At 73.0% G+C, this 19,048-nt stretch carries 19 protein-coding genes; 7 read left to right on the top strand and 12 right to left on the bottom strand.

The window, feature by feature from the left end; translation table 11 throughout:
• Nucleotides 1–90: 90 nt before the first annotated feature.
• The 3 genes from ACFWJO_RS34510 to ACFWJO_RS34500 form a co-directional block, all read right to left on the bottom strand.
• Nucleotides 91–576, bottom strand: coding sequence for a GNAT family N-acetyltransferase (locus tag ACFWJO_RS34510; protein ID WP_386871703.1), 486 nt, complete (start codon nt 574–576; stop codon nt 91–93).
• Nucleotides 577–613: 37 nt separating this feature from the next.
• Nucleotides 614–1,135 (bottom strand): sigma-70 family RNA polymerase sigma factor, encoded by a 522-nt coding sequence (locus ACFWJO_RS34505; protein WP_386871701.1) that lies wholly within the window; start codon nt 1,133–1,135, stop codon nt 614–616.
• 132 nt (nt 1,136–1,267) lie between these two features.
• The gene (locus ACFWJO_RS34500; protein WP_386871699.1) at nt 1,268–2,458 is read right to left on the bottom strand and encodes a glycerophosphodiester phosphodiesterase; all 1,191 of its coding nucleotides are present in this window, start codon (nt 2,456–2,458) and stop codon (nt 1,268–1,270) included.
• 238 nt (nt 2,459–2,696) lie between these two features.
• Between ACFWJO_RS34500 and ACFWJO_RS34495 the strand changes: the two genes are divergently transcribed.
• Nucleotides 2,697–3,371, top strand: coding sequence for a lysophospholipid acyltransferase family protein (locus ACFWJO_RS34495; protein WP_386871697.1), 675 nt, complete (start codon nt 2,697–2,699; stop codon nt 3,369–3,371).
• Nucleotides 3,372–3,453: 82 nt separating this feature from the next.
• On the opposite strand, the gene ACFWJO_RS34490 is transcribed toward ACFWJO_RS34495, so the two are convergent.
• A complete protein-coding gene (locus ACFWJO_RS34490) occupies nt 3,454–5,010 on the bottom strand; it encodes an MFS transporter (protein WP_386871695.1) in 1,557 nt (518 codons plus the stop codon).
• A complete protein-coding gene (locus ACFWJO_RS34485; RefSeq protein WP_386871693.1) occupies nt 5,007–5,558 on the bottom strand; it encodes a TetR/AcrR family transcriptional regulator in 552 nt (183 codons plus the stop codon). Before ACFWJO_RS34485 ends, ACFWJO_RS34490 begins: the two co-directional genes overlap by 4 nt.
• Before the next feature lie 85 nt (nt 5,559–5,643).
• Here ACFWJO_RS34485 and ACFWJO_RS34480 point away from each other — a divergent pair, with 85 nt between their 5' ends.
• Entirely contained in the window at nt 5,644–6,153 is a 510-nt protein-coding gene (locus ACFWJO_RS34480; RefSeq protein ID WP_386871691.1) for an HAD domain-containing protein, read from the top strand.
• A gap of 10 nt (nt 6,154–6,163) precedes the next feature.
• Here ACFWJO_RS34480 and argH read toward each other — a convergent pair whose 3' ends face one another.
• Nucleotides 6,164–7,591, bottom strand: coding sequence for an argininosuccinate lyase (gene argH, locus ACFWJO_RS34475; RefSeq protein WP_386871689.1), 1,428 nt, complete (start codon nt 7,589–7,591; stop codon nt 6,164–6,166).
• Nucleotides 7,592–7,679: 88 nt separating this feature from the next.
• A complete protein-coding gene (locus tag ACFWJO_RS34470; RefSeq protein ID WP_386871687.1) occupies nt 7,680–8,873 on the bottom strand; it encodes an argininosuccinate synthase in 1,194 nt (397 codons plus the stop codon).
• Nucleotides 8,874–9,002: 129 nt separating this feature from the next.
• On the opposite strand from ACFWJO_RS34470, the gene ACFWJO_RS34465 reads away from it, so the two are divergent.
• Genes ACFWJO_RS34465 through ACFWJO_RS34455 form a run of 3 tightly spaced genes read left to right on the top strand, consistent with a single transcriptional unit; the run spans nt 9,003 to nt 11,740 of the window.
• Complete coding sequence (locus ACFWJO_RS34465) at nt 9,003–10,373, top strand: hypothetical protein (protein ID WP_386871685.1); 1,371 nt, start codon at nt 9,003–9,005, stop codon at nt 10,371–10,373.
• 46 nt (nt 10,374–10,419) lie between these two features.
• Nucleotides 10,420–11,016 (top strand): pyridoxamine 5'-phosphate oxidase family protein, encoded by a 597-nt coding sequence (locus ACFWJO_RS34460; protein ID WP_386871683.1) that lies wholly within the window; start codon nt 10,420–10,422, stop codon nt 11,014–11,016.
• Nucleotides 11,017–11,053: 37 nt separating this feature from the next.
• Entirely contained in the window at nt 11,054–11,740 is a 687-nt protein-coding gene (locus ACFWJO_RS34455) for a L,D-transpeptidase (RefSeq protein WP_386871681.1), read from the top strand.
• Between the two features lie 34 nt (nt 11,741–11,774).
• Here the strand turns inward: ACFWJO_RS34455 and ACFWJO_RS34450 are convergent, their stop codons facing one another.
• The 5 genes from ACFWJO_RS34450 to argC are packed head-to-tail and all read right to left on the bottom strand — an operon-like array spanning nt 11,775 to nt 16,608.
• The gene (locus ACFWJO_RS34450; RefSeq protein WP_046911235.1) at nt 11,775–12,311 is read right to left on the bottom strand and encodes an arginine repressor; all 537 of its coding nucleotides are present in this window, start codon (nt 12,309–12,311) and stop codon (nt 11,775–11,777) included.
• Nucleotides 12,312–12,318: 7 nt separating this feature from the next.
• Complete coding sequence (locus tag ACFWJO_RS34445) at nt 12,319–13,518, bottom strand: acetylornithine transaminase (RefSeq protein ID WP_386871679.1); 1,200 nt, start codon at nt 13,516–13,518, stop codon at nt 12,319–12,321.
• Nucleotides 13,515–14,420, bottom strand: coding sequence for an acetylglutamate kinase (gene argB, locus ACFWJO_RS34440; RefSeq protein WP_386871677.1), 906 nt, complete (start codon nt 14,418–14,420; stop codon nt 13,515–13,517). The genes ACFWJO_RS34445 and argB overlap by 4 nt, the downstream gene beginning before the upstream one ends.
• The gene (argJ, locus tag ACFWJO_RS34435; RefSeq protein WP_384416453.1) at nt 14,417–15,583 is read right to left on the bottom strand and encodes a bifunctional glutamate N-acetyltransferase/amino-acid acetyltransferase ArgJ; all 1,167 of its coding nucleotides are present in this window, start codon (nt 15,581–15,583) and stop codon (nt 14,417–14,419) included. Before argJ ends, argB begins: the two co-directional genes overlap by 4 nt.
• On the bottom strand, nt 15,580–16,608 hold the full coding sequence (gene argC / locus ACFWJO_RS34430; RefSeq protein WP_386871675.1) for an N-acetyl-gamma-glutamyl-phosphate reductase: 1,029 nt from the start codon (nt 16,606–16,608) through the stop codon (nt 15,580–15,582). The genes argJ and argC overlap by 4 nt, the downstream gene beginning before the upstream one ends.
• A 193-nt stretch (nt 16,609–16,801) precedes the next feature.
• Between argC and ACFWJO_RS34425 the strand changes: the two genes are divergently transcribed.
• Together ACFWJO_RS34425 and ACFWJO_RS34420 are read left to right on the top strand one after the other, a co-directional pair.
• On the top strand, nt 16,802–17,194 hold the full coding sequence (locus tag ACFWJO_RS34425; protein ID WP_386871673.1) for a hypothetical protein: 393 nt from the start codon (nt 16,802–16,804) through the stop codon (nt 17,192–17,194).
• A gap of 208 nt (nt 17,195–17,402) precedes the next feature.
• Nucleotides 17,403–19,004 (top strand): ABC-F family ATP-binding cassette domain-containing protein, encoded by a 1,602-nt coding sequence (locus tag ACFWJO_RS34420; protein WP_386871671.1) that lies wholly within the window; start codon nt 17,403–17,405, stop codon nt 19,002–19,004.
• Nucleotides 19,005–19,048: the final 44 nt, after the last annotated feature.

Genomic DNA, 19,048 nt, shown 5'->3' with positions numbered 1-19,048 from the left:
CGACGCCCGGCCCTTCACATGGACCAAGACCGCCGACCAGATCCTCGACCGCATCTGCCGCTACTGCGACAGGATCTCCGAACCAGGTCACTAGGCGGCCTTCTCCAGGGTGACCAGGGTGAGCTTCGGGCCCACCTCGTGGGTGGCGACCTGCGCGTAGCCCTTGCTGCGGTAGAGCCGCAGGTTGCCCTCGCTGCGGTGGCCGGTGAAGAGCTGGAAGCGCTTGGCGGCCGGGGCGGGCTCGGCCGCGTAGTGGCTTTCGATGGCGTCGAGGAGCCGGCCGCCGATGCCGTGCCGCTGCATGCGCGGGTGGACGATGAGCTTGGCGATGCGTACGGTGCCGTCCTCGTCGAGCCGGCCGCGCACGGACGCGACGATCTCGTCGCCGAGGCGGGCGACGAAGGCGCGGCCCTCGCCGAGTTCGGCGCGCAGGGCGTCCAGCGACTGGGTCAGCGGCTCGATCGACCAGTCCTGGTAGATCTCGGCCTCGCGCTGGTAGCAGAGGTACTGCAGCTTCAGGATGCTCTCCGCGTCCTGCGTCGCGTCCGCCGCTGAGATGGTCACGCTCATGCCCATGTGCGCATGCCTCCCGCTCATCTGGTCCGCCGTGGGTCTACGGCACCCTTCCCCGCGCGCCCGCGCCGGGAACCTCCGCAGCCAGCATTCTGCGCAGGCATCCCAGGCAACGGGAACGCATCGGCCCCAGACTCCCCTGTGAGATACCCAACGCCCCTGCGATTTCCCGGTAGGTGGGGTCGCCGGGATGGAGCATCGCGGTGAGCAGCCGCGGGCAGTGGCCGGGTGTGCGGCGGACGGCGGCGCGCAGCGCGCGGCGGCGCTCGGCGACCAGGGCGTGGCTCTCGGGCGACCGTCCGGCCTCGTGGGCCGGTTCGTCGTGGTAGGGCCGTTCCCGGAGGCGGGCCCGGCGGGCGCGGCGGGCCTCGGTCCGTACGGCACGGCGCAGCCAGTCGGCGGGGTGCTCGGGGGCGCCCTCCTCCTGGAGGCGCTCCAGGAGCCGCAGCCAGACGGCCTGTTCGAGGTCTCCGGCCTCGACGCCGGCGGCCGGCGCCTCCGCCCGGGACTCGGCGGCGAGCAGCGGCGTGAGGGTGGCGAGGAGGGTTTCGCGGGAGGTCATGCCCGGCACGATGCGGGGCGGTCCGGGCCCGGTTGCGGGCCCGGCCGTAAACCACCCGGTCGGGGGTACGGCCGGGCCGCGCGAGGACGGGAGGGTGTCCGGCGGACCGAGCCGGGACGGGCCCGGGCGGGGTCAGCGGTCGCGGAAGTCCGCCGCCGCGAGCAGCGCCGTGTCGGCGTTGTCGGAGAAGATCCCGTCGATCCCGGTGGCGAAGAACCGCCGGAGGGCGCCGAAGGCGTCGCCGTACGCCTGGGGGTCGGTGCCCCGCCGGTACTCGGCCGGCAGGAAGGTGTTCTCGTTGCGCTGGGTGTACGGGTGGAGGATCAGGCCCTCGGCGTGCGCGTCGCGCACCAGGGTGGTCTCGGCGCCGAGCCGTCCGCTCGCGTCGCGGGGCAGGATCAGGTCGAGGGTGGGGCCGATGCCCTGCGCGTACGAGGCGATCCAGCGCAGGCCCTCGGGCTTCACGAGGTCGGCGACGGTGCGCGGGTCGCCGGCCTGGACGAAGTCCCAGGGGCGGCTGCTCGCGGCGGAGAGCAGCACGACGCGCGGGGCGTCCACGAGGCGGGCCAGGCGCTGGATGCTGCTGGGCTCGAAGGACTGGAGGAAGACCGGGGAGTGCGCGCGGTGGCGGCCGTAACGGCGCAGGAGCCGGGCGAGCCGCTCCTCGAGGCCGAGGCCGAGGGAGCGGAAGTAGGTGGGGTGCTTGGTCTCGACGTGGAGCCAGACCTCGCGGCCGCGGCGGCGGCCCTCCTCCTCGGCCCAGCGCAGCACCTCCTCGAAGGTGGGGACCGTCCAGCGGCCGTCGTAGAGGGTGTTCTCCTGGCGGGTGGCCGGAATGCGCTCCTTGGCCCGGAGGGTCTTGAGCTCGGCGAGCGTGAAGTCCTCGGTGAACCAGCCGGTGAGGGTGGTGCCGTCGACGGTCTTGGTGGTGCGGCGGGCGGCGAACTCCGGGTGGTCGGCCACGTCGGTCGTGCCGGTGATGTCGTTCTCGTGGCGACAGACCAGGTGGCCGTCCCGGGTGGGGACGAGGTCCTGTTCGACGACGTGGGCGCCCATGTCGAGGGCGAGCTGGTAGGAGCCGAGGGTGTGCTCGGGGCGGTAGCCGCTGGCGCCGCGGTGGGCGATGACGGTGGGGACGGGCAGCGAGCGATAGCCGTGCCCCCGGCCCGCGGCCCCGGCCCCCGGGTCGGTGTCGGCGGCGACGGCGGACTGCACGGCCTGCGCGGTGCCTCCGGCGAGGACGGTCGAGCCGCCGAGGACGGCTGCTCCGGCGGCTCCGAGGACGGCTCGTCGGGCCGGGGTCCGGCGCTCGGGCTGTGTCATGAACACTCCTTCGATGGTGATGTCCCGTGTGATGTCCCGCACCTGTCAACTACCGTCCCGACGCTAGGCAAAGACCCCCTACGAACGGCAGACCTGCGGGGAACATGGCGGAAACACACGTCAACACCGCGTATCCACTCCGTGAACCCGATGTGCGACGCGCCGTGACCCGCGAGTATCGTCGCGATCTGCACTTGTCGGCTCCGCACGAGCCGCCCGCCCGACACCGGAGGAACCGTTGTCCCGTCTCGCGATCGTGAAGGCCGTCCTCGGTCCGGTCCTGCGCCTCATGTTCCGCCCGCGCGTCGAGGGCGCCGAGAACGTCCCGGGCACCGGGCCGGTGATCCTCGCGGGGAACCACCTGACCTTCATCGACTCGATGATCATGCCGATCTGCCTGGACCGCCAGGTGTTCTTCATCGGCAAGGACGAGTACGTGACGGGCAAGGGCGTCAAGGGCCGGCTGATGGCCTGGTTCTTCACCAGCGTCGGCATGATCCCGGTGGACCGCGACGGCGGCCGCGGCGGTGTGGCCGCGCTGATGACCGGACGCCGGGTCCTGGAGGAGGGCAAGATCTTCTCGATCTACCCGGAGGGCACCCGCTCCCCCGACGGCCGCCTCTACCGGGGCCGCACCGGCATCGCCCGGCTCACCCTGATGACGGGCGCGCCGGTGGTGCCGTTCGCGATGATCGGCACCGACAAGGTCCAGCCGGGCGGTGCGGGCTTCCCGCGCCCGGGCCGGGTGACGGTCCGCTTCGGCGAGCCGATGGAGTTCTCCCGCTACGACGGCATGGACCGCGACCGGTACGTGCTGCGGGCGGTGACGGACTCGGTGATGGCCGAGGTCATGCGGCTGTCGGGCCAGGAGTACGTCGACATGTACGCCACCAAGGCGAAGGAAGCCGCGTAACGCCCGTCCGGCCGTCTGACGCCGGCCACGCGAAAGGGCGCCCCCGTGGATCGGGGGCGCCCTTCGCGCGTACCGGCGGGCGTCAGTGCTCGACGCCGTCGGCCAGCTTCTGGCCGCGCAGCAGGAACCAGGCCGCGACCGCGGTCGCGAGGAGGACCGCCGCGCCGGCGCCGGCCGCGATGCGCAGCCCGTCGACGAAGGCGTCCTGGGCGGCCGAGACCAGCGCGCCGGCCTGGGCCGGGTCGAGGCCCGCGGAGGCCTCGACGGCGCCGCCGAGCGAGTCGTGGGCGGCGGCGGCGGTGTCCGCCGGGACGCCGGCCGGGGTGGTGAAGCTCCGGTAGACGCCGGTGACGATGGAGCCGAGCACCGCGATGCCGAGGGCCGCGCCCAGCTCGTACGCCGTCTCGGAGACCGCGGACGCGGCACCGGCCTGCTCCTTGGGGACGCTGGAGAGGATCACGTCGGCGGTGACGGTGAACGCGAAGCCCGCGCCGACGCCGACGACGAGGAGGCTCGCGCCGAGCAGCGGGTAGCCCGTCGTCTGTCCGAGCGTGGTCAGCACCGCGAGGGCGAGACCGATGGCGGCGAGACCGCCGGCGACGACGGACCGCACGGAGAACCGGCGGGCGACGTTGCCCGCGACCAGACCGGCCGTCACCGCGCCGATGGCGGCGGGCAGTTCGGCGAGCCCGGCCTCCAGCGGCTGGCGGCCCTGGACCAGCTGGAAGAACTGGGACAGGAAGAACACCAGCCCGGACAGGCCGAGGATGGTCAGCAGGTCGGCCAGGACGGCACCGGAGAAGCCGCGGTTGCGGAACAGGCGCATGTCCAGGAGCGGGGCCGGCAGCCGGAGCTGGCGGCGGACGAACCAGGTCAGCGCGCCGGCCCCGAGGAGGGCGGCAACGGCGACGTCCACGGTGACGCCGTGAGCGGCCAGCTCCTTGACCGCGTAGACGACGCCGATCATGCCGACGAGCGAGAGGCCGACGCTGGGCAGGTCCCAGGGGCCCGGGCGCGGGTTCTTCGACTCGGGGATGAGCCGGGCGCCGACGAGGACCAGGACGGCCATGACGGGCAGGTTGATGAGGAAGACCGAGCCCCACCAGAAGTGCTCCAGCAGGAATCCGCCGACGACCGGGCCCACGGCGGCACCGGCCGAGGCCATGGCGCCCCAGATGCCGATGGCGAGGCTGCGCTCGCGCGGGTCGTGGAAGAGGTTGCGGATCAGGGCGAGGGTGGACGGCATGAGGGTGGCGCCGGCGACACCGAGCAGGGCGCGGGCCACGATCATCATCTCGGGGCTGCTGGCGTAGGCGTTGAGCACGGAGACGGCACCGAAGGCGACGGCTCCGCTGAGCAGCAGCTTCTTGCGGCCGATGCGGTCGCCGAGGCTGCCCATGGAGACCAGCAGGCCGGCGATGACGAAGGAGTAGACGTCGCCGATCCACAGCAGCTGGGTGCCGGACGGCTTGAGGTCCTCGGAGAGGAAGGGGGTCGCCAGACCGAGCACCGTGGCGTCGACCGCCACGAGCAGCACGGCCAGGACGAGCACGGCGAGGGCGAGCCACCGGCCGGGACGGCGCACGCCCTCGGTATGGCTTTCGAGCTGCTTCGCCCTCGTGACGCTGTCGGTGATCACTTCTCCACGCTCCTGCGCGCTCCGCCGAGCAGCAGCTCGGCGATCATGTACTGGTAGTCCTTGGCGGCGACCCGCCCGTCGGCGACGGCCCAGGCGCACGAGCCGACGAGCCCGTAGAAGGCTTCGCTGAGCCAGGCGGGGGTCAGGTCGATCCGGAAGACGCCCTCTTCCTGGCCGCGCCGGAAGAGTCCGGCGATCCGGGCGTCGAGGCGGGCCCAGCCCGCGTTCTGCTGGTCGCCCTCGAAGAGCTGGTTCTCGGTGACGAGGAAGGCCAGCAGCGGTGCGACGGGCTCCGAGGCGCCGATCAGCCGGCGTACGGCCTCGTCGGCCGGCCCCTCGTCGATCCGGGCCGCGTCGAGCGCGGCCTCGGTCTCCTCGATGCACATCTGCTCGAGCGCCCGCACCAGCGCGTCCCGCCCGGCGAAGTGCCGGTGCAGCGTGGCCCGGCCGATCCCGGCGGCCCGCGCGACCTCGTCCATGGTGGCGGTCGCCTTGCGGGAGAGCAGGGCTGCGGCGGCGTGGAGCACCTGGGTGCGGTTGACTGACATGAGACAACCATACACCGCTTGAGACATGAATGTCTCACGCGAAATTTCGATGCCTCACATGGGGCGGGACAGGAATGCTGTGGACATGACGAAGCCGCTGCTGCTGATCGACGTGGACGGGCCGCTGAACCCGTACGCCGCCCAGGCCGAGCGCCGGCCCGAGGGGTACAGGACCCACCGGATGCGGCCGGACGGCTGGTTCGAGAACAGGCCGCTGCGCGTGTGGCTCAACCCCGACCACGGCCGGGAGCTGCTCGCGCTGGCGGACGCGTACGAGCTGGTGTGGGCGACGACGTGGAAGGGCGAGGCGAACGTGTGGATCGGGCCGCAGCTCGGGCTGCCCGAGCTGCCGTTCGTCGACTGGCCGAAAATGCACGGGGCCGCCCCGCGCGGAACGTTCTGGAAGACCCAGTACATCCTGGAGTACGCGCAGGGGCGGCCGTTCGCGTGGGTGGACGACGACATCACGTCGTACGACCACGAGTACGTGGAGCAGAACCACCTGGCCGCCGCCCTGCTGCTGCACGTCGACCCCCGGCTCGGGCTGCTCCGGCCGGACTTCGACGCGCTCGCGGACTGGGCGGCGGCGCTCTAGGGGGTGCGATTCAGTTCTTGGCGGTGGCCCAGGCGTGCTGGATCACCAGATCCGCCTTGACCTCGACCAGCTGGGCGGCGACCGCCGAGGGGGCCGTGCCGCCCCGGCCGTTGCGGGAGGCGAGGGCGCCGGGGACGTTGAGGACCGTGCGGACCTCGGGGGTGAGGTGCTCGGAGATCTTGGCGAACTGCTCGTCCGTCAGCTCGTCCAGCTCCTTGCCCTCCGCCTCGGCGACCTTGACGCACTCGCCGGCCACCTCGTGCGCCACCCGGAACGGCACGCCCTGCTTGACCAGCCACTCGGCGATGTCCGTCGCGAGCGAGAAGCCCGCCGGGGCCAGCTCCTCCATGCGCTCCCGGTTGACGGTGAGCGTCGCCATCATGCCGGTGAAGGCGGGCAGCAGGACCTCCAGCTGGTCGCAGGAGTCGAAGACCGGCTCCTTGTCCTCCTGGAGGTCACGGTTGTAGGCGAGCGGCAGCGCCTTCAGCGTCGCCATCAGACCGGACAGGTTGCCGATGAGCCGGCCGGACTTGCCCCGGGCCAGCTCGGCGATGTCCGGGTTCTTCTTCTGCGGCATGATCGACGAGCCGGTGGAGAAGGCGTCGTGCAGGGTCACGAAGGAGAACTCCTTCGTGTTCCAGATGATGATCTCCTCCGCGATCCGGGAGAGGTTCACCCCGATCATCGCCGTGATGAAGGCGAACTCGGCGACGAAGTCCCGCGAGGCGGTGCCGTCGATGGAGTTGCCCGCCGAGCCCCGCTCGAAGCCGAGGTCCTTGGCGACCGCCTCCGGGTCGAGCCCGAGCGAGGAACCGGCGAGCGCGCCGGAGCCGTACGGCGAGACGGCGGTCCGGGTGTCCCACTGCCGCAGCCGCTCGGCGTCCCGGCTGAGCGCCTGGACGTGGGCGAGGACGTGGTGGGCGAAGAGCACCGGCTGGGCGTGCTGGAGGTGGGTCCGGCCCGGCATGGCGACGTCCGGGTGCGCCTCGGCGAGGCCGACGAGGGCGTCCTGGAGGTCCGCGATCAGCCCGCCGATGATCCGGGCGTGGTCGCGCAGGTACATCCGGAAGAGCGTGGCGACCTGGTCGTTGCGGGACCGGCCGGCCCGCAGCTTGCCGCCGAGCTCGGCGCCGAGGCGCTCCAGGAGACCGCGCTCCAGGGCGGTGTGGACGTCCTCGTCGGCGATGGTGCCCACGAAGGAACCGTCGGCGACGTCCGCCTCCAGCTGGTCGAGACCGGCCAGCATGCGGGTGAGCTCGTCCTCCGTGAGGAGACCGGCCTTGTGGAGCACGCGCGCGTGGGCACGGGAACCGGCGATGTCGTACGGCGCGAGCCGCCAGTCGAAGTGGACGGACGCGGACAGCTTCGCCAGGGCCTCGGCGGGGCCGTCGGCGAACCGGCCGCCCCAGAGCCGGACGTCACCGTTGTTGCTGCTCACTGCTGTGCTCCTCAGGACAGTCTCTGGATGTGCGGCCGCCTCCCCGCCGAGGGAACGATCGGGGAGGCGGCTGTCGAACGAGTCGCGCTCAGGCGAGGTCACGCTTCGCGGCGATCTTCGCGGAGAGGGCGAAGATGTCGATGAAGCCCTGGGCCTTCGACTGGTCGAACGTGTCGCCGGTGTCGTAGGTGGCGAGGTTGAAGTCGTAGAGCGACTCCGCGGACTTCCGGCCGGTGACGACGGCGCGGCCGCCGTGCAGGGTCATCCGGATGTCGCCGGTGACGTGCTGGTTGGCCTCGTTGATGAAGCCGTCCAGGGCGCGCTTCAGCGGGGAGAACCACAGGCCGTCGTAGACGAGCTCGCCCCAGCGCTGCTCGACCTGCCGCTTGTAGCGGGCCAGCTCGCGCTCGACGGTGACGTTCTCCAGCTCCTGGTGGGCGGTGATCAGGGCGATCGCGCCGGGAGCCTCGTACACCTCGCGGGACTTGATGCCGACGAGGCGGTCCTCGACCATGTCGATCCGGCCGATGCCCTGGGCGCCGGCGCGCTCGTTGAGCTGCTGGATGGCCTGGAGGACGGTGACGGGCTTGCCGTCGATGGCGACCGGGACGCCCTCCTTGAAGGAGATGACGACCTCGTCGGCCTCGCGGGCGACCGCCGGGTTCTGGGTGTACTCGTAGATGTCCTCGATCGGGGCGTTCCAGATGTCCTCGAGGAAGCCGGTCTCGATGGCGCGGCCGAAGACGTTCTGGTCGATGGAGTACGGGGACTTCTTGGTGGTCGCGATCGGCAGGTTCGCCTTCTCGGCGAAGGCGATGGCCTTGTCGCGGGTCATCGCGTAGTCACGGACCGGGGCGATGCACTTCAGGTCCGGGCCGAGGGCCTGGATGCCGGCCTCGAAGCGCACCTGGTCGTTGCCCTTGCCGGTGCAGCCGTGGGCGACGATCGAGGCGCCGTGCTTCTTCGCGGCGGCGACCAGGTGCTTGACGATGGCCGGCCGGGAGAGGGCGGAGACCAGCGGGTAGCGGTCCATGTAGAGGGCGTTGGCCTTGATCGCCGGGAGGCAGTACTCGTCGGCGAACTCGTCCTTGGCGTCCGCGACCTCGGCCTCGACCGCACCGCAGGCGAGCGCGCGCTTGCGGATGACGTCCAGGTCCTCGCCGCCCTGGCCGACGTCCACGGCGACGGCGATGACCTCGGCACCCGTCTCCTCGGCGATCCAGCCGATGGCGACGGAGGTGTCCAGACCGCCCGAGTAGGCGAGTACGACGCGCTCGGTCACGGGTTTCTCCTAACCTTCCAACCACTGATGGGTATAACTATGCAGTCCTCCGTATGTTTTGTCAACGAGGTGCCGGAAGCGGTGGAAAACCCCAGGCAGGAGGGGACGCGCGGGCTCTACGCTCCGCGCATGAGGAGCGAGGACACACCGCTGGACGCGGCGATACGAGGGCTGGCGAGCGGCGCGCGGAAGCTCGCCCGCGTCGTGGACGTGACGCGCCCGGAGGCGTGGACCGCGCTGGACGAGGGCATCCGCATCGCGATCGGCTACGGCGAGATCGAGCGCCCGGCGCACCCCTGGACGAGCACGGGCCGGCTCCCCGCCGCCCTGCGGGCGGTGCTGCGCTCCCCGGCGCCCACGGAGGCGGGGCTCGCGCTCGCCCTGTGCGACCCCAGCGGGCTGATCCGGGAGGCCGCCCTCCCCCATGCCGCCGGGCGGCCCGCCGTGCTGCCGCTCGTCGCGATCCGCACCACCGACTGGGCCGCTCCCGTGCGCGAGAAGGCCGAGACCGTCCTCGCCGAAGCCCTGCGCGGGGCGGACTCCGGCACGCTGGCGCTCACCGCCCCGGTGATCCTCCGGATCCGGCGCCGGATGCGCGGCGGGACGGCGGCCGCGCTCCTCGACGAGGCGCTGCGCGCCGCGCCGGCCGCCACCGTCTCCGCCCTGCTCCTGAGCCAGGACCGGACCACCCGGCGGTTCGCCTTCGGCATCGCCGTCGAGCGCGGGCTGCTCACCCCCGCCGAGCTGGCCCGCACCGCCGCGTACGACGGCGACATGGCCGTCCAGGACATCGCCGCCACCGCGGCCCTCGCCGCGGGCGTCCCCGACGACACCCTGCCCCTGCTGCTCGCCGCCCGCTCCGGCCGGGTGCGCTCGGCCGGGGTCACCGCACTGCGGAAGGCCGGCCGGGCCGCCGAGGCCGAACCGTTCCTGCACGACCGGTCGGGGATGGTGCGGGCCTGCGCCCGGTGGGTGCTCCGCCAGGACGGCCACGACCCCGTGGCGCTCTACCGGGCCGCCTGCGCGGATCCCGCGACCGTGCCCGACCGGGCGCCGCTCGGACTCGCCGAGTGCGGCGACCCGAAGCGGGACGCGGAGGCGCTGTGGGAACTGACCGGGCACGAGCGGGCGTTGGTCCGTTCCTCCGCCGTCGCCGGCCTGCGCACGTTCGAGGTCGCCGACTTCACCCGGCTGCTGCCCCTGCTCGACGACCCCGCGGCGGGCGTCGTACGGGAGGCCGCCCGCGCCCTGCTGCCCTGGGCGGACCGCCTGCCGGAGGAGGAGTTCCTGCGCCGCACCGGCCCGGGCCGGCCGCCGCACGTCCGCGTCCGGGCGCTGCTCCTGCTGCGCGAGCACGGCTCGGCGGCGTACGAGAAGACGGTTCGGCGGCTGCTCGACGACCCCGATCCGGTCCTTCGCCTACGGGTCCGCAGCGCCCTCGGCATCGAGGAACCGGCACCGCGTTCGCAGGGCGGCCCCAGCAGGTTCTGGCGGACCTGAGCGACCCGCGCGACGAAGGCCGGGCTCTCGTCACGAGAATGGCGCCATGGGAAAAACGTATGAACGCATCGACGGACGTCTCCGCGCCTTCATCGAGGACCAGCCGGTCTTCTTCACCGCGACCGCGCCGCTCGCGGGTGACGGCACCATCAACCTCTCCCCCAAGGGGCTGTCCGGCTCCTTCGCCGTCATCGACGAACACACCGTCGCCTACCTGGACTTCGCCGGGTCCAACGCCGAGACCGTGGCACACCTCCGGGAGAACGGGCGGATCACGCTCATGTGGTGTGCCTTCCAGGGGCCGCCGAACATCGTGCGGATCCACGGACGCGGGGAGCCGGTGTTCCGCGACGACCCGCGCTGGGCGGAGCTCATGGGGCACTTCGACCGGATCGACCCGGAGCCGCACGGACTGCGGGCGATCGTCGTCGTGCACGCCGAACTCGTGCGGGACACCTGCGGCTACGCCGTGCCGTTCATGACCTACGACGAGGACCGCGACCTGCACGCGAAGCGCTTCGCGCGGGAGGACGACGCCTCGCTCGACGCGTACTTCGCCAAGAAGGAGCACATCGCGTCCAGCATCGACGGGCTGCCCGGTCTGCCGCTGCCGCTGCCGCCGCTCCCCCACCCGGCCCAGTAGCCTCGCGACGGGCCCGCCCGGCGCCTAGCGTCGCGCCATGCGCACCCTTCTCGCACTCGGGGCCCTGGCCGCGGCGCTGGCCGCCGCGCCCGGGCCCGTACCGCTCCCGGAGCGGATGGCGGACACCGGCGGCGGCTCGCAGCTGATCACCGCCGAGGCCGCGGATCCGGCCGCCACGACGGGCACCGTCTCGTGGTGGGACCGGCGCGGCCGGAGGTGGGTGAAGGCGGGGTCGGCGCCCGCGCGGTTCGGGGCGAAGGGGCTCGCCGAGGGCACGACCCGGCGGCAGGGCACGAACACCACGCCGACCGGCCTGTACGGCCTGCCGTACGCCTTCGGGATCGCACCGGCGCCCACCGGGACCGCCTACCGCTACGCGCGGGTGACGGACCGGTCCTGGTGGTGCCAGGACAACGGGTCACGCGCGTACAACCGCTGGGTCGAGGGGCTGCCCCGGGACTGCCGGGCCGCCGAGGCCGAGCACCTCGTCGCGTACCGGGCGCAGTACGCGCACGCGCTGGTGATCGGGTTCAACTACGACCGTCCGGTGCGCGGGCGCGGCGCCGGGATCTTCCTGCACGTCAACGGCCGCGGGGCCACGGCCGGATGCGTGTCCGTGCCGGCGGGCGCGATGCGCCGGATCCTCGCCTGGGCGGACCCGGGCCGCCGGCCGCACATCGCCGTCGGCACGCGGGGCGGGCCGACGGCGATCACGCGGTACTGAGGCAGGGGCCCTGAGGGGCCCGTTCCGGAACTTCCTAGCGTTCCTTCTGCGCGAGGCGGAGCAGGTGGTCGGCGAGCGCCTGGCCGCCGACCGGGTCGCGGGAGATGAGCAGCAGCGTGTCGTCGCCCGCGATGGTGCCGAGGATCGCGTGGAGTTCGGCCTGGTCGATGGCCGACGCGAGGAACTGCGCGGCGCCCGGCGGCGTGCGGAGCACCACCAGGTTGGCGGAGGCCTCGGCGGAGATCAGCAGTTCGCCGGAGAGGCGCCGCATGCGCTCCTCCTTGGCGGACTCGCCGAGCGGCGCCTGCGGAGTGCGGAAGCCGCCCTCGCTGGGCACGGCGTAGATGAGCTCTCCGCCGGTGTTGCGGATCTTCACCGCGCCGAGCTCGTCGAGGTCGCGGCTGAGCGTCGCCTGGGTGACGCTCAGCCCGTCGTCGGCGAGGAGCTTGGCGAGCTGGCTCTGCGAGCGCACCGGCTGCCGGTTGAGGATGTCGACGATCCTGCGGTGGCGTGCGGTGCGGGTCTGCGGAACGGACGGCCCGCCGTGCTCGTTCTCCTGCGCGTCGGTCATCGTCGTCTCATTCTCCGGTTCGTCCTTGCCCGTTCGCCTCGTCCAGGACCCCGGGCAGCGCCTGGAGGAAGGCGTCCGCCTCGGCGTCGGTGAGGACCAGCGGAGGCATGATCCGTACGACGTCGGGGGCGGGCGCGTTGACCAGGAGGCCGGCGTCCTGGGCCGCCTGCTGCACCTGGGGTGCGAGGGGCCCGGTGAGCACGATACCCAGCAGGAGGCCCGCACCACGGACGTGGGAGACCAGCGGGTGGCCCAGAGCCTCGATTCCCTGGCGCAGCCGCTCCCCGACCGCCTTCACGTGGTCGAGGGCCGCGTCGGCGCCGAGGGTGTCCAGGACGGCGAGTCCGGCGGCGCAGGCGACCGGGTTGCCGCCGAAGGTGGTGCCGTGGTGGCCGGGCGCGAAGAGCTCCGCGGCCTTGCCGAAGGCGACGGTCGCGCCGAGCGGCAGTCCGCCGCCGAGGCCCTTGGCGAGGGTCACGACGTCGGGCTCGACGCCTTCGTGGGCCTGGTGTTCGAACCAGTGGCCGCAGCGGCCGATGCCGGTCTGCACCTCGTCGAGGACGAGCAGGGTGCCGGTGGCGCGGGTGATCTCCCGGGCGGCCCTGAGGTAGCCGGGCGGCGGGACGACGACGCCGTTCTCGCCCTGGACCGGCTCGATGATCACGAAGGCGGTGTCCTCGGTGACCGCGGCCCGCAGCGCCTCCACGTCGCCGTACGGGACGTGGGTGACGTCGCCGGGCAGCGGCAGGAAGGGCGTCTGCTTGGCGGGCTGGCCGGTGAGCGCGAGGGAACCCATGGTCCGGCCGTGGAAGCCGCCGTCGGTGGCGACCATGTGGGAGCGGCCGGTGAGCCGGCCGATCTTGAACGCGGCCTCGTTGGCCTCGGCGCCCGAGTTGCAGAAGAAGACCTTGCCGGGCCGGCCGAAGAGGCTCAGGAGCCGCTCGGCGAGCGCGACGGGCGGCTCGGCGACGAACAGGTTGGAGACGTGGCCGAGGGACGCGATCTGCTTCGACACGGCCTCGACGACGGCCGGGTGGGCGTGGCCGAGCGCGTTGACGGCGATGCCGCCGACGAAGTCGAGGTACTCCTTGCCGTCGGCGTCCCAGACCCTGGCGCCCTCGCCGCGGACCAGCGGCAGCCGGGGCGTGCCGTAGTTGTCCATGAGCGAACCCTGCCACCGCCGGGTCAGCTCCGTGTTGCCGGTCATCGGTCCCCCTGTCCGTCCGGCACGACCATCGTGCCGATGCCCTCGTCGGTGAAGATCTCCAGCAGGATGGAGTGCTGGACCCGGCCGTCGATGACGCGGGCCGTGGTGACGCCGTTGCGCACGGCGTGCAGACAGCCCTCCATCTTCGGCACCATGCCGCTGGAGAGCTCGGGCAGCAGCTTCTCCAGCTGGCTCGCGGTGAGCCGGCTGATGACCTCGTCGCTGTGGGGCCAGTCCTCGTAGAGGCCCTCGACGTCGGTCAGGACCATCAGCGTCTCGGCGCCCAGCGCAGCAGCGAGTGCCGCAGCCGCCGTATCAGCATTGACGTTGTAGACATGGTCGTCGTCCTGGGAGCGGGCGATGGAGGAGACGACGGGGATGCGTCCGTCGTCGAGGAGCGCCTGGATGGCGCCGGTGTCGATGGCGGTGATCTCGCCGACCCGGCCGATGTCGACCTGCTCGCCCTCGATGAGCGGCCGGTGCTGCGCGGCGGTGATGGTGTGGGCGTCCTCGCCGGTGATGCCGACGGCGAGCGGGCCGTGCCGGTTGAGCAGGCCGACGAGCTCGCGCTGGACCTGGCCGGCGAGCACCATCCGTACGACGTCCATGGCCTCGGGCGTGGTGACCCGCAGGCCGGCCTTGAACTCGCTGACCAGGCCGGCCTGGTCGAGCGCCGCGCTGATCTGGGGGCCGCCGCCGTGCACCACGACCGGCCTGAGGCCGGCGTGGTGCAGGAAGACGACGTCCTGGGCGAACGCGGCCTTGAGATCCTCGTCGATCATGGCGTTGCCGCCGAACTTGATGACGACGGTCTTGCCGCGGTGCCGGGTGAGCCAGGGCAGCGCCTCGATGAGCGTCTGGGCCTTGGGGAGCGCGGTGTGCTTCCGCGTGGCGTTGGTCATGACGAGTAGGCGCTGTTCTCGTGGACGTAGTCGGCGGTGAGGTCGTTGGCCCAGATGACGGCGGACTCGGTGCCGGCGGCCAGGTCGGCGGTGATGACGACCTCCCGGTACCGCATGTCGACGAGCTCGCGGTCCTCGCCGACGGAGCCGTTCCTGCACACCCAGACGCCGTTGATGGCGACGTTGAGCCGGTCCGGCTCGAAGGCGGCGGAGGTGGTGCCGATGGCGGAGAGCACCCTGCCCCAGTTGGGGTCCTCGCCGTGGATGGCGCACTTGAGGAGGTTGTTGCGGGCGATGGACCGGCCGACCTCGACGGCGTCGTCCTCGGTGGCCGCGTTGATCACCTCGATGCGGATGTCCTTGCTGGCGCCCTCGGCGTCGCCGATGAGCTGGCGGGCCAGGTCGGCGCACACCTCCTGGACGGCCTGGGCGAACTCGTCCTGGGCGGGGGTGACGCCGGAGGCTCCGGAGGCGAGCAGCAGGACGGTGTCGTTGGTGGACATGCAGCCGTCGGAGTCGACCCGGTCGAAGGTGAGCCGGGTGGCCTGCCGCAGCGCGGCGTCGAGGCCCTTGGCGTCGACGTCGGCGTCGGTGGTGAGGACGACGAGCATGGTGGCGAGGCCGGGGGCGAGCATGCCCGCGCCCTTGGCCATGCCGCCGACGGTCCAGCCGTCCTTGGCCGCCACGGCGGTCTTGTGGACGGTGTCGGTGGTCTTGATGGCGATGGCGGCCTTCTCGCCGCCGTGGACGGAGAGCTCGGCCGCGGCCTTCTCCACGCCGGGCAGGAGCTTGTCCATGGGGAGCAGGACGCCGATGAGTCCGGTGGAGGCGACGGCGACCTCGCCCGCGCCGGTCTCCGTGCCGCTCGCGGTGAGGACGTCGGCGACCTTCTCGGCGGTGGCGTGGGTGTCCTGGAAGCCCTTCGGGCCGGTGCAGGCGTTGGCGCCGCCGGAGTTGAGGACGACGGCGGTCAGCTCGCCGTCGGCGAGGACCTGCTGGGACCAGAGGACGGGCGCGGCCTTGACACGGTTGGAGGTGAAGACTCCCGCGGCGGCGCGGCGCGGCCCGGTGTTGACCACGAGGGCCAGGTCCGGGTTGCCGTTCTCCTTGATCCCGGCCGCGATGCCCGCGGCCGTGAATCCCTTCGCTGCGGTGACACTCATGGAGCGACTCCCATCGTGGAAAGTCCGGTCGTCTCGGGAAGTCCGAGGGCGATGTTCATGCTCTGCACCGCGCCGCCGGCGGTGCCCTTGGTGAGGTTGTCGATGGCGCTGATCACGATGATCCGGTTCGCCGCCGGGTCGTGGGCGACCTGGATCTGCACCGCGTTGGAGCCGTAGACGGAGGCCGTGGCGGGCCACTGCCCCTCGGGGAGCAGGTGGACGAACGGCTCGTCCGCGAAGGCCTTCTCGTACGCGGTGCGCAGGGTCTCGCCGGTCACGCCGGGCCTGGCGGTGGCCGAGCAGGTGGCGAGGATGCCGCGGGGCATCGGCGCGAGGGTGGGGGTGAAGGAGACGGTGACCCGCTCGCCCGCCGCCTCGCTGAGGTTCTGGATCATCTCGGGTGTGTGGCGGTGGCCGCCGCCGACGCCGTATGGGGACATGCTGCCCATGACCTCGCTGCCGAGCAGGTGCGGCTTGGCGGCCTTGCCGGCGCCGGAGGTGCCGGAGGCGGCGACGATCACGGCCTCCGCCTCGGCGAGCCCGTTCGCGTACGCGGGGAAGAGCGCGAGGGAGACGGCGGTGGGGTAGCAACCGGGCACCGCGATGCGCTTGGACCCCTCCAGCGCGGCGCGGGCGCCCGGCAGTTCGGGGAGGCCGTACGGCCAGGTGCCGGCGTGCGGGGAGCCGTAGAAGGCCTCCCAGTCGACCGGGTCCTTCAGCCGGAAGTCGGCGCCCATGTCGACGACGAGGGTGTCCGGGCCGAGCTGTTCGGCGACGGCGGCGGACTGGCCGTGCGGCAGGGCGAGGAAGACGACGTCGTGCCCGGCGAGGGCCTCGGCGGTGGTCTCCTCCAGGATCCGGTCGGCGAGCGGCAGCAGGTGCGGCTGCAGTCCGCCGAGCCGCTGGCCGGCGTTGGAGTGGCCGGTCAGGGCGCCGATCTCGACGTGGGGATGGGCCAGGAGGAGGCGCAGGAGCTCTCCGCCCGCGTATCCGCTCGCGCCCGCGACTGCTGCTCGTACCGTCATCGAAACCCTCCTCATGGATGGCATGACTATACGCACGAGCGCAGGTTTATGCAAAGCCCCCTCGCCTGCCCCGGCCGGCGCCGTGTCACATCGGCGTGCACCACGACGTCACTCCTGTGCACCGACCGCAGCGGCCCGCAGCAGCCGGCCTCACGGCACCGACCCGCCCCCGGCACACCAGGAGTGAGACCCGATGGACGAGGAGACCTTTCTGCCCGCGCGCCGCGCCGGGGACCCCGCGCGGGACCGGGCCGTCGTGGACGTGTTCCTGAGCGCGGTGCACCACCGGGATCCGCGCGCGCTCGCCGCCGTCCTCCACCCCCAGGTCGTCGCACGCTCGGAGCACGGCACGGCCGTCGGCGCGCCCGCCGTCGCCGAGGGAGCCGCGTCCGCGCTGTCCCGGCACACGGGACGGACGGCCCGCGCGGCGCTGGTCGGCGGCGCGCTCGGGGCGGTCGCCTTCGACGGCGGACGGCCGGTCACGGCGGTCGCGTTCACCCTGCGCGAGGGGCGGATAGCGGTGCTCGCCATCACGACGGGCGAGGACCGGGTCCGGGCCCTCGGCCTGCGCTTTCCCGAGCAGTGAGGTGCTTTCCGGGAGCCGCCGGGAAGGCGGCCGGAGCCACCCGGCGGGGAGCAGCGGAAGGCGACCAGGCCGCTCCGGGAGAAAACCGGATGCGTCCGGCCGCCCCGTCCCCGTAGCCTGGAGCACATGTCTACGCCCCGAATTTCCTAGCCAAGGACCCACTTCCACGCCATCCGTGTGTCCTTGAGCTTGTTCGGAGCGTAATCCCATGATCACCGTTCGTGGTGTCGACGTGCGCGTCGGCGCCCGCCTCCTCCTGTCCGGCGTCTCCTTCCACATCGCGCCCGGCGACCGCGTCGGGCTCGTCGGCCGCAACGGCGCCGGCAAGACGACCCTCCTCCACACCCTGGCCGGGCTGCGCGCCCCGGCCGCCGGCAGCGTGCTGCGCACCGGTCCCGTGGCGCACCTGGCGCAGGACTCCCGCGCCGCCGATCCCGCCGTGACGGTCACCGACCGGATCCTGTCCGCCCGCGGCATGGACGTCGCCGTGCGGCGCCTGCGCGAGGCCGCCGAGCGGCTCGCCGAGCACGCCGACGACCGCGCGATGGACGCCTACGCCCGCGCCGAGGCGGCCTTCGAGGCGTGCGGCGGTTACGCGGCCGAGGCCGAGGCGGCACGCGTGGCCGCGGGGCTCGGGCTGCCCGCCGAGGCCATGGGGCGGCCGGTCGGCACGCTCTCCGGCGGTCAGAAGCGCCGCGTCGAGCTGGCCCGGATCCTCTTCGCCGGGCACGGCCGCGAGGGCACCCTGCTGCTCGACGAGCCGACCAACCACCTCGACGCCGACTCGGTCGGCTGGCTGCGCGGCCATCTCGCCGCCCACCAGGGCGGTCTGGTCGTCATCAGTCACGACCTCGACCTCATCGAGGCGACCGTCAACCGGGTCTTCCACCTCGACCCGCAGCGGGCGGCCATCGACGTCCACAACACCGGCTGGGCCGCCTACCTCACCCAGCGGGAGGCCGACGAGCGCCGCCGCACCCGCGAGCGCGCCAACGCCGAGCGCAAGGCGGCCGCGCTCCACGCGCAGGCGGACAAGATGAAGGCCCGCACGTCGACCTCGGTCACCGCCCGCAGCATGGCCCGCCGCGCCGACCGGCTCCTGGCCGGCCTGGAGGACGTGCGGCGCGCCGAGCACGTGGCGCGGATCCGGCTGCCGGAGCCGGCCCCGTGCGGCCGCACGCCGCTCGGCGCCGTCTCCCTCACCAAGGGCTACGGGAGCGGGCGCCCGGTCCTCGACGGCGTCGACCTGGCGGTGGACCGCGGCTCCCGGCTCGTCGTCCTCGGTCTGAACGGCGCGGGCAAGACGACACTGCTGCGGCTGCTCGCGGGCCAGGAAGCCCCGGACTCCGGTCGCGTCGTGCACGGCCACGGCCTGCGCGTCGGCTACTTCGCCCAGGAGCACGAGACGCTCGACCCGGACCGCACGGTCCGGGAGAACCTGGCCGCGGCCGCCCCGCACCTCACGGACGGCGAGGTCCGTCGCGTCCTCGGCGCCTTCCTCTTCCGGGGCGACGACGCCGACAAGCCGGCCGGGGTCCTCTCCGGTGGCGAGAAGACCCGGCTCGCGCTCGCGGGCCTGGTCCACTCGGGCGCGAACGTGCTGCTGCTCGACGAGCCGACGAACAACCTGGACCCGGCCTCGCGCGACGAGGTCCTGGCCGCCGTCGGCACGTACCCGGGCGCGATCGTCATGGTCACCCACGACGAGGGCGCGATCGACGCGCTGCGCCCGGAGCGGGTGCTGCTGCTCCCGGACGCCGAGGAGGACCTGTGGAACGAGGGCTACCGGGAGCTGGTCAGCCTGGCCTGATGCCCGGACCCGGGGGCCGGGGGCCTGGGGATCGGGGGTCGGGG

Source organism: Streptomyces sp. NPDC127092, from assembly GCF_042722475.1.
In the GTDB taxonomy this organism is placed as follows: domain Bacteria; phylum Actinomycetota; class Actinomycetes; order Streptomycetales; family Streptomycetaceae; genus Streptomyces.
The sequence above is the reverse complement of the archived record's forward strand: the minus strand, read 5'-3'. Positions and strand labels throughout refer to the sequence as shown.